Annotated in this window: 14 protein-coding genes; 7 read left to right on the top strand and 7 right to left on the bottom strand. The window is 69.5% G+C overall.

The features are described from left to right. Positions 1 to 43: 43 nt before the first annotated feature. The 4 genes from Q9S78_RS06205 to Q9S78_RS06220 all read right to left on the bottom strand — a co-directional run bounded on the left by Q9S78_RS06205 (position 44) and on the right by Q9S78_RS06220 (position 5,153). Positions 44 to 1,159 carry a phosphate ABC transporter substrate-binding protein PstS gene (locus Q9S78_RS06205; RefSeq protein WP_116228365.1) on the bottom strand — a complete coding sequence of 372 codons (1,116 nt, stop codon included), beginning with the start codon at positions 1,157 to 1,159 and terminating at the stop codon, positions 44 to 46. 136 nt (positions 1,160 to 1,295) lie between these two features. Then, the gene (locus Q9S78_RS06210; RefSeq protein ID WP_311859419.1) at positions 1,296 to 2,234 is read right to left on the bottom strand and encodes an NUDIX hydrolase; all 939 of its coding nucleotides are present in this window, start codon (positions 2,232 to 2,234) and stop codon (positions 1,296 to 1,298) included. Then, on the bottom strand, positions 2,231 to 4,399 hold the full coding sequence (locus Q9S78_RS06215) for an RNA degradosome polyphosphate kinase (RefSeq protein WP_116228367.1): 2,169 nt from the start codon (positions 4,397 to 4,399) through the stop codon (positions 2,231 to 2,233). The genes Q9S78_RS06210 and Q9S78_RS06215 overlap by 4 nt, the downstream gene beginning before the upstream one ends. Positions 4,400 to 4,466: 67 nt before the next feature. Further along, positions 4,467 to 5,153, bottom strand: coding sequence for a response regulator transcription factor (locus tag Q9S78_RS06220; RefSeq protein ID WP_116228368.1), 687 nt, complete (start codon positions 5,151 to 5,153; stop codon positions 4,467 to 4,469). Positions 5,154 to 5,262: 109 nt separating this feature from the next. Between Q9S78_RS06220 and Q9S78_RS06225 the strand changes: the two genes are divergently transcribed. The 4 genes from Q9S78_RS06225 to Q9S78_RS06240 all read left to right on the top strand — a co-directional run bounded on the left by Q9S78_RS06225 (position 5,263) and on the right by Q9S78_RS06240 (position 8,507). After that, entirely contained in the window at positions 5,263 to 5,556 is a 294-nt protein-coding gene (locus Q9S78_RS06225) for a hypothetical protein (RefSeq protein WP_116228369.1), read from the top strand. A gap of 169 nt (positions 5,557 to 5,725) precedes the next feature. Next, positions 5,726 to 6,331, top strand: a complete 606-nt coding sequence (locus tag Q9S78_RS06230; protein ID WP_311869519.1) for a nitrobindin family protein — start codon at positions 5,726 to 5,728, stop codon at positions 6,329 to 6,331. Beyond that, a complete protein-coding gene (ygfZ, locus tag Q9S78_RS06235; RefSeq protein ID WP_311859426.1) occupies positions 6,331 to 7,410 on the top strand; it encodes a CAF17-like 4Fe-4S cluster assembly/insertion protein YgfZ in 1,080 nt (359 codons plus the stop codon). Before Q9S78_RS06230 ends, ygfZ begins: the two co-directional genes overlap by 1 nt. A gap of 2 nt (positions 7,411 to 7,412) precedes the next feature. Then, positions 7,413 to 8,507 carry an FUSC family protein gene (locus tag Q9S78_RS06240; RefSeq protein WP_311859429.1) on the top strand — a complete coding sequence of 365 codons (1,095 nt, stop codon included), beginning with the start codon at positions 7,413 to 7,415 and terminating at the stop codon, positions 8,505 to 8,507. 45 nt (positions 8,508 to 8,552) lie between these two features. On the opposite strand, the gene Q9S78_RS06245 is transcribed toward Q9S78_RS06240, so the two are convergent. Beyond that, on the bottom strand, positions 8,553 to 9,377 hold the full coding sequence (locus Q9S78_RS06245; protein ID WP_311859430.1) for a class I SAM-dependent methyltransferase: 825 nt from the start codon (positions 9,375 to 9,377) through the stop codon (positions 8,553 to 8,555). Positions 9,378 to 9,418: 41 nt separating this feature from the next. Between Q9S78_RS06245 and Q9S78_RS06250 the strand changes: the two genes are divergently transcribed. Next, a complete protein-coding gene (locus Q9S78_RS06250) occupies positions 9,419 to 10,168 on the top strand; it encodes a phosphoglyceromutase (RefSeq protein ID WP_311859432.1) in 750 nt (249 codons plus the stop codon). A gap of 79 nt (positions 10,169 to 10,247) precedes the next feature. On the opposite strand, the gene phoU is transcribed toward Q9S78_RS06250, so the two are convergent. Further along, the gene (phoU, locus tag Q9S78_RS06255; protein WP_311859433.1) at positions 10,248 to 10,919 is read right to left on the bottom strand and encodes a phosphate signaling complex protein PhoU; all 672 of its coding nucleotides are present in this window, start codon (positions 10,917 to 10,919) and stop codon (positions 10,248 to 10,250) included. Between the two features lie 177 nt (positions 10,920 to 11,096). Here phoU and Q9S78_RS06260 point away from each other — a divergent pair, with 177 nt between their 5' ends. Further along, complete coding sequence (locus Q9S78_RS06260; protein ID WP_116228375.1) at positions 11,097 to 12,290, top strand: sensor histidine kinase; 1,194 nt, start codon at positions 11,097 to 11,099, stop codon at positions 12,288 to 12,290. Further along, the gene (locus Q9S78_RS06265) at positions 12,287 to 12,970 is read left to right on the top strand and encodes a winged helix-turn-helix domain-containing protein (RefSeq protein ID WP_311859434.1); all 684 of its coding nucleotides are present in this window, start codon (positions 12,287 to 12,289) and stop codon (positions 12,968 to 12,970) included. The genes Q9S78_RS06260 and Q9S78_RS06265 overlap by 4 nt, the downstream gene beginning before the upstream one ends. 60 nt (positions 12,971 to 13,030) lie before the next feature. Here Q9S78_RS06265 and Q9S78_RS06270 read toward each other — a convergent pair whose 3' ends face one another. Then, entirely contained in the window at positions 13,031 to 13,516 is a 486-nt protein-coding gene (locus Q9S78_RS06270) for a DNA modification methylase (protein ID WP_311859435.1), read from the bottom strand. Between the last annotated feature and the right edge of the window lie 102 nt (positions 13,517 to 13,618).

The following is a 13,618-nucleotide window of genomic DNA, read 5'->3' on the forward strand; positions in this document are numbered from 1 at the left end:
GCTGGTGGCTCCCGACGAGCGGGAGCCACCAGCAGCGAGGGTCTTACTTCTTGGCGCTGATCATGTCGATCGCGGTCTGGGCCTTCTCAGCGACCTCGGTCGACAGCGGAGCGGAACCGGCGGCCTCGTTGGCGACCTTCTGGCCCTCTTCGCTGACGATGTAGGAGAAGTACGCCTTGACGATGTCGGCGGTGGCCGCGTCCTCGTACTGCGCGCATCCGATGAGGTAGCTCACGAGAGCGATCGGGTACGAGCCGGCGGGTGCCTTGGCCGGGTCGACGTCGAAAACGAGGTCTCCGTCGGCGCGGCCCTCCTCGAGGGGCGACGAGGCGACGAGCTCAGCGGCGGCTTCGGAGGAGAACGGCACGTACTCGTCGCCGACCTTGACAGCGGCCGAGCCCAGGTCGCCGACGCGCGAGGCGTCGATGTACCCGATGGTGCCCTTGCCGCCGTTGACGGTGGCCTCGACACCCGAGGTCTGCTGGGCGGCCTCCGAACGCGTGGTCTTGACGGGCCATGCGTCGTCGTCCTCGTAGGGCCACGCGTCGGGAGCGACGGATGCGAGGTAAGCGGTGAACGTGCCGGTGGTGCCCGACTCGTCGCCGCGGAAAACGGGCGTGATGGCCAGATCGGGAAGCTCGACACCCTCGTTGAGGTCGGCGATCGCCGGATCGTTCCACTTCTCGATCTTCTCGTTGAAGATGTCGGCGATGACCTCGGGGGTCAGGTTCAGCTCCTTGACGCCGTCGAGGTTGAAAACGACGGCGACGGGCGAGATGTAGGCGGGCACCTCGATGATGTCCGACGTTGCGCAGGCGCCGAACTTGCCGGCGGCGATCTCGTCGGTCTTGTACGCGCGGTCCGAGCCGATGAAGTTGCTGGAACCGGCGATGAAGTTGTCGCGGCCTGTGCCCGAACCGGTCGGCTGGTAGTTGATCGTGACGTCCGAGTTCGCCGTCTGGAAGGCGGCGGTCCATGCCTGCTGCGCGGCGCCCTGCGAAGACGCGCCGGTGGCCTTGACGGTGCCCGACAGAGCGGTTCCGCCGTCGGAGGGCTGGCTGCCGCCAGCGGGGGTGCCCTCGTTCGCCGCGCAAGCGGAGAGCGACAGAACGGCGACTGCTGCGACAGCGCCCACGCGGGCGATGCGGTTGAGCTTCACGTGTGATTTCCTTCGGGTGATCGGGACACCCCGGGTGCGGGGCTGGCTCGACGCTAAGAGCCGCCGGTGACCAGGTTCCGCTCCAGAGGTGAACGACAGGTGAACGAACCCGGTCCGAACGGATTCGTCTGGCCGATCACACCTGGGGGGCGTGCGTCTCGATCGCCACGATCCCCGATCCGGGGTTGGTGGCCGAGAGATGGACCACGGAGAACGCACCCGGCTCGAGGGCGGAGGACTCGCCCAGATACGAGCCCTTCACCGTGCCCGTCGCGAGGGCGATCTCGTGCATCAGCTCGGGCAGGACGGGCCGGTGCGAGCACAGCACGGCGGACTTGCGCGCGCGCACCCGCTTGCCGACCAGCGTCCGCGGATCCGCATCGCCGGCATCCCAGGCGTCCTGCGAGATCGTCGAGGTGCGGTGGATGTCGCGGCGCAATGCTTCCGCCAGCGGTGCGACGGTGTCGACGCAGCGCACCGCGTCGCTCGAGTACACGCGCCGCACGCCGAAGGCGCGGAGCGGTCCGACGATCGACTTCGCCTGCTTCTTGCCGCGAGCGGCGAGGGGACGCTCGGCATCCGCTCCCGACCATTCCTCCCGCGGCGTCGCCTTCGCGTGACGGAGGACGACGAGGGGGAAGGTCTCGAGCACGCCGTCGTCGACGAGGCGCAGGAAGTTCTCCAGGATCTCCACGTCGACCGGGTAGCTCATCTTCGCGAGGGCTTTTCGCGCCGGCATCCATTCGACTGCGGCGATCTCGCGATTCGGGACGAACGCCGATTCGCGGATGGCCTTCTCGGTGGCCTGCGCGCTCCAGTAGTGCACGATCTTCGTCCGCTTGCTGGGCATGCGGTACGTCGAGACGCCGACGGGGACCCCGAGGTTGACGCGGATGCCGGTCTCCTCGTGGATCTCGCGCACGGCAGTCTCGGCGAGCGTCTCGCCGGGATCGACCTTGCCCTTCGGCAACGTCACATCGCGGTACTTCGTGCGGTGGATGGCGAGGACGAGGAGCTTGCCGTCGAGCATCCGCCACACCACGCCGCCGGCGGCGTAGACCGCGGTTTCCGTCATCGCACCGCCCGCTGGCGTCGCCGACGGAGCACCGCCGCCATGGTCTTCTCCTGCAGGTCCACCAGCGGCGTGCCGTCGGCGGCCAGGTGATGACGCGTCCACTCGCCCTCGGAGCCGAGGTGCCACGAGCTGGTCGCGTCGTCCATCGCGAGGTCAAAGAGCTCGATGAGCTCGTTCACGTGGGCGGGCGCGGTCACCCGTACGAGCGCCTCGACGCGGCGGTCGAGGTTGCGGTGCATCATGTCGGCGCTGCCGATGAAGACTTGCGGCTCGCCGCCGTGGCCGAACGCGAAGATCCGGGAGTGCTCGAGGTAGCGACCGAGAATCGAGCGGACCGTGATGTTGTCGCTCACCCCGGGCAGATCGGTGCGCAGCGAGCAGATGCCACGCACCCACACGTCGACCTTCACCCCCGCCTGGCTGGCGCGGTACAGGGCGTCGATGATCTGCTCGTCGACCATCGAGTTGACCTTGATGCGCACGTACGCGGGCTTGCCGTCGAGCGCATTGCGACGCTCGGCGTCGATGAGGCGCAGCAGCCCCTTGCGCAGGTGGAGAGGAGCGACGAGGAGCCGCTTGAACTTCTTCTCGATCGCGTACCCGCTGAGCTCGTTGAACAGACGGGTGAGGTCGCGACCGACCTGCTCGTTCGCGGTGAACAGGCCGTAGTCCTCGTAGATGCGACTCGTCTTCGGGTTGTAGTTGCCCGTCCCGATGTGGCTGTAGCTGCGGAGCGCGCCGTCTTCTTCTCGGATGACGTGCAGCAGCTTGCAGTGGGTCTTCAGGCCCACGAGGCCGTAGACCACGTGGACGCCGGCCTTCTCGAGCGTGCGGGCCCAGCCGATGTTCGCCGCCTCGTCGAAGCGCGCCTTCACCTCCACCAGGGCCAGCACCTGCTTGCCGTTCTCGGCCGCGTTGATGAGCGCCTCGACGATGGGGCTGTCGCCCGAGGTCCGGTAGAGGGTCTGCTTGATCGCCAGCACGTGCGGATCGCGCGCGGCCTGCTGCAGGAACGAGACGACGCTCGTCGTGAACGACTCGTACGGGTGGTGGACGAGGATGTCCTCCTTGCGGATGGCCGCGAACAGATCCGCTCGGCCGTTCTGCTCCGCGGGCTGGAACGGTGTCGCCGTCTTCGGCACGTGCGCCGGGTAGCGCAGGTCGGGCCGTTCGATCTGCGACAGCGAGAACAGGCCGCGGAGGTCGAGCGGGGCGGGCAGCCGGTAGACGTCGTTGTCGGTGATGTCGAGCTCGTCGAGGAGCAGCGACAGCGTCACGTCGTCCATGTCCTCGGTGATCTCGAGGCGGATCGGCGGGCCGAACCGGCGACGCAGCAGCTCGGCCTCGAGCGCCTGAATGAGGTTCTCGGTCTCATCCTCCTCGATGACGACGTCCTCGTTGCGGGTGAGGCGGAACGTGTGGTGCTCGAGGATCTCCATGCCGGGGAAGAGGTCGCCGAGGTTCTCGGAGATCAGCTCTTCGAGGGGGAGGTACCGGACGGTGTTGCCGTCCTTCCGGACCTCGACGAGTCGCGGCATCATCGGGGGCACCTTCAGACGCGCGAACTCCTGGCGGCCGGTGCGCGCGTTGCGGATGCGGATCGCGAGGTTGAGCGAGAGTCCCGAGATGTACGGGAACGGGTGCGCCGGGTCGACCGCAAGCGGCATGAGGACCGGGAACACCTGCGAGGAGAAGTAGTCGTAGAGGATCTCGCGCTCCTCGTCCGAGAGGTCGGCCCACGAGACGACCTCGATGCCGGACTCGGCGAGCGCGGGACGCACCTGCTCCGACCAGACCGCGGCGTGTCGCTCCTGGAGGGCGTGTGCGGCGGTCGCGAGGTCGGTGAGCACGTCGAGCGGTGCGCGCCCCACGTTGGTGGGGATCGCGAGTCCGGTGAGGATGCGGCGCTTCAGTCCGGCGACCCGCACCATGAAGAACTCGTCGAGGTTGCTGGCGAAGATCGCCAGGAAGTTCGCGCGCTCGAGGGTCGGCAGGTTCGGATCCTCCGCCAACTCCAGAACCCGCTGGTTGAAGGCGAGCCAGCTGAGCTCGCGGTCGAGATAGCGGTTGTCGGGGAGCTGCGAGTCGTACGCTTCGACGACGTCATCGAAGTCGTCGTCGTCCGCGTCGCCCAGTCCGGAGTCGTGAACCTGGGTGTCGATCATCCCCACATCATTGCAGGGGGACGTGTCCCGTGCGTGAACACGACGAGCGGATGCCGCTGTGTCGCGCTCAGGCGGGGGAGCCTGGCAGCTGCTCGTCCTCGTACACGTTGAAGCGGTAGCCGACGTTGCGGACCGTCCCGATGAGCTGTTCGAGGTCGCCGAGCTTGGCGCGCAGCCGCCGCACGTGGACGTCCACGGTCCGGGTGCCGCCGAAGTAGTCGTAGCCCCAGACTTCGCTCAGGAGCTGTTCGCGGGTGAAGACGCGGGACGGATGCGTCGCGAAGAAGTGCAGGAGCTGGAATTCCTTGTACGTGAGGTCGAGCGGTCGGCCGTGGACCTTCGCGGAATAGGAGGACTCGTCGATCGTGATGCCGGAGGTCTGGATGCGGGTCGAGACCTGCTCCTTGGACACGCGCCCCACGGCGAGGCGGATCCGGGCATCGACCTCAGCGGGGCCGGCGGCCACGAGGATGACGTCGTCGATGCCCCAGTCGGGCGAGACGGCGGTCAATCCGCCCTCGGTCACGACGAGGATGAGCGGTGCGTCGTGCCCGGTGGTCGTGAGGATCTTGCAGAGCGACTTCGCTCCGACGAGGTCTCGGCGCGCGTCGACGAAGACGACGTCTGCGTGAGGGGCGTTGACCAGCTGCGCCGCTTCCGCGGGGATCTGCCGGACGCGGTGGCTCAGCAGTTCGAGAGCGGGCAGGACGGAGTCGCCGCCGGCGGCGGAGCTCAGGACGAGCAACTGTGCCAAGGGGGACCCTCCGGTGCGGACTCGGAACCGCGTCTCATCTTAGGGGTAGCCCCGGTGCCGCCTGCGCCGCGTCCCTGCGCACCGCCGGGACGTGCGCAACAATGGGGGGATGACCTCGCCCGAGATCCTTCCCCGCTCGCGGGCCGCCGGTGTCATCGCCGTCTGGGTGGCGGCGGCTCTCATCGCCCTGGCCATCGGGATCTTCGTCGAACCGGACTGGCGCGGGGCATGGCTCCTCGTGGGCCTCGGACTCTCTTTCTTCCTGGCCTTCGCCGTCCAATTGGCGACGGGGCGCTCGCAGGGCTTCATCCTCAGGATCTCGGCCAGTGTGCTCGGCGCGCTGGTGGTCATGGGGCTGCTGGGCGCGGGCTTCGCGCTGGCCGAACTCCTCGCCTCGGCGTGACCGCGTCGTCCGCCGACCGTGGGGCCGCATCCGGCCGCTAAAGTGGACGGCATGGATCTCGTCGCACTCGAACTCTTCTTCGTCGGGCTGCTCGGCCTCGCATCGCTCGCGATCGCGTTCGTGTCCGGCGTCGTCGTCTGGAACCTCTACCGCGGTCAGCGCTGAGCTCGTGATCGATCTGCCGACGGACCTTCCGGCTGATCTGGTCCCGCTCTCCTGGTTGCTGGGTGTCTGGGAAGGCACCGGCGTTCTCGAGTACGACGCGCAGGGCCGGACGATGTCGGGTGAGTTCTCGCACCGCGTGAGCTTCAGCCACGACGGCGGCGACGCCCTGAACTACTCGGCGACTGCCTGGTTCGAGGATGCCGACGGCAACCGCACCGACCTCGTCGCCGAGACCGGCTACTGGCGCCTCTCGCGTCCTGCGACCGAGGCGGACGCCGGTCCCGCGCTCCTTCCGGCCCTCGCCCCCCGCTCCGAGCCGCGCTCCGTCCATGACGTCGAGGAGCTTCGCACCGAGGCAGGCGGCTTCGAGATCACGGTGGCCCTCGTCCACTCCGACGGGATCAGCGAGCTCTACCTCGGTCAGGTCCGCGGACCTCGGATCGACATCGCGACGGACGCGATCGTGCGCCCCGCCGGCGCCAAGGAGTACGCGTCGGCGACCCGGATGTACGGGCTCGTCGACGGGCACCTGCTCTGGGCGTGGGACGTCGCCGCCCTCGGGTCCGCACTGTCGTCGCACGCCTCCGCACGGCTCGCGAAGGTCCAGTGATGAGCGACGCCTTCGCGGCAGTCCCCGGCGCCGTCGTCGATGACCGGGGCCTCGCCCACCTCGGGAACCCGGTCCGCGAGCAGCGCGAGCTCGCCGCCGGTGCGGCGATCGTGCCCCTCGGAGACCGGGTCGTCCTGACCGTCGCCGGTGAGGACCGGCTCTCGTGGCTGGATTCGATCACCTCGCAGGCGCTGACCTCGCTGGCCCCCGCCGTCGGCACCGAGCTGCTCGTGCTCGACCCGCAGGGGCACGTGGAGCACGCGGCATCCGTCGTCGATGACGGCGAGCGGACGTGGCTCATCGTCGATCGGGACCGCGCCCAAGGGCTGCTGACCTGGCTGACGCGCATGCGGTTCCGGCTGCGCGTGGATCCGCAGGATGCGTCGGCCGACTTCGGCGTCGTGGCGGGTACCGGTGCAGCGGTCGGCGTGCTCGGTGCCGCGGTCGTCTGGCGTGACCCATGGCCGAACGTCGGCGTCGGCGGGTGGGGGTATGCGGCGACGCAGCCGCATCCCGGGGCGGACCGAGACTGGGCCGAAGCCGTCGTCCCGCGCGCCGCCTGGGACGATCTCGCTGCGGCGGCCGTCCGCGGCGATGTCCGGCTGGCCGGCTACCTGGCGGCAGACGCGCTGCGCGTCGCGGCCTGGCGCCCGAGCGCGAGCGCCGAAGCCGACGGACGTACCCTTCCGCACGAGGTCGACTGGCTGCGCACCGCCGTCCACCTCGACAAGGGCTGCTATCGCGGGCAGGAGACGGTGGCGAAGGTCCACAACCTCGGGCATCCGCCGCGTCGCATGGTTTTCCTCCAGCTCGACGGATCGGATGCCGAGCTCCCGACCGCCGGCAGCGCCGTCCGCCTCGGCGGCGCCGACGTCGGCGCGGTCACCTCGGTCGCCCGTCACCACGAAGAAGGTCCCATCGCGCTGGCGATCGTGAAGCGCTCGGTGCCCGTCGACGCCGCACTGACCGTCGAGGTCGGCGACGGCGAGGTCGCTGCCGCTCAGGAGGTCGTCGTGCCACCGGATGCGGGGCGCGCGGCATCCGTCCCTCGTCTGCCCCGACTCTCCCAGCGCCGCTGACGATGACGGGGGAACCGACCGCCACGGCTCCGGTGCCCACCGTCCGGAAGTATCCGCGGGAGGGCTGGGCGCGCCTGCGCGGGTCGGCCGTCGCGATCGTGCAGTTGGTCGTCGCCGCGAGCGCTGCGTTCTCGATCGCGCATTACGGGCTGGGGCATCCTGCCCCGCTGATCGCGGCGACCGTCACGATCTCGAGCCTCGGCCTGGTCCGCGACGCCCGGCCGTGGCGGGTGCTTGAGACCGTCATCGGGATGGTGCTCGGCGTGTTCGTCGCGGAGCTCGTCGTCGTCACCGCCGGGAGCGGCTGGTGGCAGCTGGCACTGACGCTCGCGGTGAGTCTCTCGATCGCCCGGTTCGTGTCTCCGCAGGCGGGGTTTGCGATCGCGGCGGCGATCCAGTCGATCATCGTCGTCGTCGTACCGGCGCAGGTGCCGTTCCTCCGCCTTCTCGACGCTCTCATCGGCGGGGCGATGGCCCTTCTGGTGACCGCCCTCATCCCGCGGAGCCCTCTCCGCACCGCGCTGACCGACGCGGCCCGGCTGTTCGACGCGTTCCAGGGCGCGGCGGGCACCGTCGCGCAGGGACTGCGCCGCGGCAGTCGTGTGCGCGCGGAGCGCGGGCTCGAGAAGGCGCGGAGTCTGCAGACGCTCGTCGACGACTGGCGGACGTCCGTCGAATCCGGCATCGCCATCGCGCGCATCTCGCCGTTCCTCCGGCGGCAGCGGTTCGAACTCGCACGCTACGAGCGGATGCGGATCAGCATGGACCTCGCGGTGCGAAACCTCCGCGTCGTCGCCCGTCGTTCGGTGTACCTCGTCGACGACGGTCGCACGCGCGACGTCGCAGCGGATCTGCTCCTCGACCTCACGCGTGGCGCCGATCTCCTGCAGTCCTCCCTGACCGACATCACCTTCGAGCCCGCCGCGCGCGAGCTGCTCACCGCCGTCGCCGCCCGCCTCGACCCGGTGGCACTCGTGCCCGACGGTTCGCTGAGCGATCAGACTCTCGTCACCGCGCTTCGCCCTCTCGCGACCGACCTCCTGTGCGCGACCGGGCTGAGCCCGGCCGACGCGCGGGCGCTGCTCCCGCGGGTGTGACACCCGCCACCGCGTCACCGCGGTACCAGCGACACGCGCACCGCGTCACCGCGGTGCGACGGCGTCCCAGGGCACGGTGAACTCACCCAGCCGCCAGCGCGAGCGCGAGCCGATCGGCCATCCGGCGGCGACCAACGCCTCGAGGGTCGCGCGCCATCGCTGGACGGGGCCGAACGACGAGGCCGCGACGGCGCGCGTCCACTCCCGCTCGAGCGCGTCGATCACCTCGTGCACGCGCTCGCCGGGGACGTTCCTATGGATCAGCGCCTTCGGCAGACGCTCCGCGGCGATCGCGGGGGAGTCGAGCTCCGCGAGTCGCAACGAGATCGTGAGGCTGCGGGGTGCGGCATCCGGTCCCACTTCGATCCACGTCGAGATGCGCCCCAGCTCGTCGCACGTCCCCTCGACGAGCATGCCGTCGGGACGCAGTCGCGCCGCCATCCGCGCCCACGCCCCGGGGACGTCCTGCTCGTCGTACTGCCGCAGCACGTTGAACGCTCGGATGACCGCGGGCCGACGGTCTCCCGGCACCGGCACCTCGAAGCCGCCGCGCGCGAACGACACCCGCGCGTCCGGGGCGAACACCCCGTCGCCGGCACGCACGTGCGCGAGCTGCTCCCGCGCTCGAGCAACGCGCGCCGGTTCGATCTCGAGCCCCCGCACCTCGACGTCGGGTCGAGCGCGGCGAAGCCTCGCCTCGAGCTCGAACACCGTCACGCCGCTCGCCCCGTAGCCGAGGTCGACCACGAGCGGATCCGCCGTCCGTCGCAGGATCGGATGCCGCGCGATCCAGCGGTCCACGCGGCGAAGCCGGTTGGTGTTCGTCGTCCCTCGGGTCACCTGCCCCACGACCGGCTCGGAACGCGTCATGACCCCATGATCCCATCGCCCGCGCCGGTAGGATTGCGAGCATGACAGCCCCCTACACGTTGATCCTTCTTCGGCACGGTCAGAGCGAGTGGAACAAGTCCAACCAGTTCACCGGCTGGGTGGACGTCCGCCTCACCGATCAGGGCAAAGCGGAGGCCCAGCGCGGCGGCGAGCTGCTGAAGGAGTCGGGCCTGCTCCCCGACATCCTCCACACGTCGGTGCTGTCGCGAGCCATTCAGACCGCCAACATCGCGCTCGACGCGGCCGACCGTCTCTGGGTCCCGGTCAAGCGCTCGTGGCGTCTCAACGAGCGTCACTACGGCGCGCTGCAGGGCAAGGACAAAGCGCAGACCCTCGACGAATTCGGCGAGGAGCAGTTCATGCTGTGGCGCCGGTCGTTCGACGTGCCGCCGCCGGACATCTCCGACGACGACCCGTACACGCAGGTGGGCGACCTCCGGTACGCCGGCATCGACGGCGAGGTCCCCCGCACCGAGTCGCTCAAGATCGTCATCGACCGTCTGCTTCCCTACTGGGAGAGCGAGATCGTCCCCGACCTGAAGGCCGGGAAGACCGTCATGGTCACCGCCCACGGCAATTCGCTGCGCGCGCTCGTGAAGCACCTCGACGGCATCAGCGACGACGACATCGCCGAGCTGAACATCCCCACCGGCATCCCGCTGGTGTACCGCCTCGACGAGAACCTCGAGCCCCTCGGGCCGGGCGAATACCTCGACCCCGAGGCCGCCGCCGCCGGCGCCGCCGCGGTCGCCTCGCAGGGAAAGAAGTAAGCCGCACACCTCGGAAGACACGAAGAGCGGATGCCTCGCGGCATCCGCTCTTCGTCGTCCGGGCGCACCCGGAGTGGGATCAGACCTCGGCGTCGACGCCCTCGGGGTCGGCCGACCATGTGCCCGTCGCCAGGTACGAGACCTTCTTGGCGACGGAGAGGGCGTGGTCGCCGAAGCGCTCGTGGTAGCGCGAGGCGAGGGTGGCGTCGACCGTCGCGGAGGCCTCGCCCTGCCAGTTGTCGCTGAGGACCTTCTCGAAGACGGCGAGGTGCAGGGCGTCGAGCTGGTCGTCGAGTTCGTGGAGGCGGTTCACGAGCGAGAGGTCCTCGGTGCGGAGGAGATCGGCCAGCGTGCGGGCCACCTCGGTGTCGATCTCGCCCATCTTCGTGAACGTGTTCTTGAGCCCCTTGGGGACGGCGCGCTCGGGGAAGCGCATGCGCGTCAGCTGGGCGATGTGCTCGGCGATGTCACCCATCCGCTCCAGCGACGCGCTGACGCGGAGGGCGGCGACGACGATGCGCAGGTCGCGCGCGACCGGCTGCTGGCGGGCGAGGATCTCGATGGCGAGCTCATCGAGCTCGATGGCCCGGTCGTCGATCACCTTGTCGTTGTCGATGACCTCTTCGGCCAGGGCGACGTCGCTCGTCGCGAAGGCGCGGGTCGCCTGCTCGATCGCGACGGTGACGAGGTCGGAGATCTCGACGAGACGGGTCTGCACGTCCTCGAGGGACTGGTGGAAAACTTCGCGCATGGAGCACCTTCTCTTCGTGCGGGCGGGTGAGGGGCGCGACGTGTCGCGCGGAGACCTCGGCGATCCTCCCGCGCTCAGGTTAACGGTCGGTGCCGACACGGTGAACAGTCGGCGGTGCGGGGCGCACGGCCCGATATCCGTCCGATTGCGGGGGTGCGACCACCTTACGCTGGGGGCATGGATTCGACGCAGCTCGAGCTGCTGGCGCTCGTCGTGGGGCTCCTGGTCGGCGCCGGCGCCGTGGGCCTCGTCGTCTACGCCGTACGGGCGAGGGAGCGCACCCGACTGGTGACGTCGACGGATCTGCCGGAGGGCACGGCCTCGGTCCTGCAGGGGATGGACGACGCCGCCGTCGTCGTCGATCCGTCGATGCTCGTCCTCGCTGCGTCGGCGACCGCCGAGGTCTTCTCGCTGCGCGTGAACGACAGCCTGGATTCGGATCGACTGCGCCTGCTGGTCCGCAACGCCCGTCAGACGGGTCTCCCTGCCTCCGAGAACATGACGCTCAAGAGGGGCGTCGAGCCGCGTGTCGTGGCTGCCCGCGCCAGTGTCATCACCCCGCGGCTCACCCTCATCGTCATCCGCGACATCACCGAGCGCGAACGTGTGGAGCAGATGCGGCGCGACTTCGTCTCGAACACGTCCCACGAGCTGAAGACGCCGGTGGGCGCGGTGACGCTGCTGGCCGAGGCGATCGAGTCGGCCTCGGACGACCCGGAGCAGGTGCGTCACTTCGCACGCCGTCTCAGCGCCGAGGCGAACCGCCTCGGGCAGCTCACCTCCCGCATCATGAACCTGTCCCGGCTGCAGTCCGCCGACGAGATCGCCGAGATGCGCGACGTCTCGGTCGACGAGGTGGTGCGGTCGGCCATCGAGTCGCAGGCGGTCACCGCCGAATCCGCCGGCATCACGGTCGCCCGCGGCGGCGACAAGGGCTTGTTCGTCCGCGGCGATCCGCAGATCCTCACCGAGGCCGTCAGCAATCTCCTCGCCAACGCGATCGCCTACTCGCCGGCGGGAGCGCAGGTGGGCGTCGGGGTCCGAACGGCGGACGGCGCGGTCGAGATCGCCGTGGCGGACCACGGCATCGGCATCCCCGAAAGCGATCAGCAGCGCATCTTCGAGCGGTTCTACCGCGCCGACCAGGCACGATCCCGCCGCACGGGCGGGACGGGCCTCGGCCTCTCGATCGTGAAGCACGCCGTGCAGCGACACGGCGGCTCCGTCGAACTGTGGTCCCGCCCCGGACGAGGGTCGACCTTCACCATCCGCCTGCCTCTCGTCGCCACCTCCGAGCTCACCATCCCCCGCAAGCACAAGAAACCGAAGAAGACCGGCGCGAAGGCGCCCGCCAGAAGGAACGCACCATGACCCGAGTCCTGATCGTCGAAGACGAACCCGACCTCGCCGACCCGTTGGCCTACCTCCTCCGTCGGGAGGGGTTCGAGGTGGAGATCGCCGAGGACGGCGGCTTGGCCCTCGACGCCTTCACGTCCCGGGGCGCCGACATCGTCCTCCTCGATCTGATGCTCCCCGGGATGCCGGGGACCGAGGTGTGCCGCGTCATCCGATCCACCTCGAAGGTGCCGATCATCATGCTGACGGCCAAGGACAGCGAGGTCGACATCGTCGTCGGTCTCGAGCTGGGGGCGGACGACTACATCACGAAGCCCTACTCCTCGAGGGAGCTGCTGGCTCGTATGCGGGCGGTCCTCCGCCGCAGCGAGAGCGACGATCTCGACGTCGACGACCGGGTCATCGAGGGGGGTCGGGTGAGTCTCGACATCGACCGTCACACGGTCTCCGTCGCAGGCAAGGAGATTTCCATGCCGCTGAAGGAGTTCGAGCTTCTTGAGCTCCTCATGCGCAACGCCGGCCGTGTCCTCACCCGCGGGCAGCTCATCGACCGAGTGTGGGGGAGCGACTACTTCGGCGACACGAAGACGCTCGACGTGCACATCAAGCGCATTCGATCGCGGATCGAGGAGAACCCGAGCGAGCCGGTCATGCTGCTGACGGTACGCGGCCTCGGGTACCGATTCGAGTCCTGACCGCCCGAGACGAAGAAGGCCCCCACCTCAGCGGTGGGGGCCTTCTTCGTCTCGGGCGGGTCAGCTCGCGGGCGTCGCCGTCGCGGCAGGGGTCGGCACGAACTGCGTGTAGTAGGGGAGCGTGCCGTCCAGGATCGGCACGCTGATGCGGACGCCTTCACCCTCGCCGGACTGGAAGGACACGTCGACGTCCGCGCCGGGCTTGCCCGCGTCGTCGAAGAGCATGGCGGCCGAGTCGACGCCGAGCGAGACGGACGAGTTCGCACCGACCTCGAGCTTCTGCGCCTGGCCGTCGATCGAGACGTTCAGCGTCAGGTCGTCGTCGGTGCTGTTGACGACGGCGGCGACCAGGTTGCCGAGCGTGCCGTCCTCGTTCGCGATGATCAGAGCGTTGCGCACCTTGAGCGGGCCGGAGTCGGGGACGTTGACGCCGTCGGACGCGGAGTACTGGATGGTCGTCGCCTGCGGTGCCAGCATGTTGCAGCCGGTGGTGCCCAGAACGACAGCAGCGCCCAGGGCGAGGGACGCGATGAGACGCGATTTCACGGATCCTCCAGATGACACGAACGGCGACCCTCTCATCCTATGGGGTCGCGGCGAGGGCGTCGGGCAGGAGGGCGGCGAACTCTAGCGTATGTCGCCTGTGGT

Source organism: Microbacterium aquilitoris (assembly GCF_031932285.1).
Classification (GTDB): Bacteria; Actinomycetota; Actinomycetes; order Actinomycetales; family Microbacteriaceae; genus Microbacterium; species Microbacterium aquilitoris.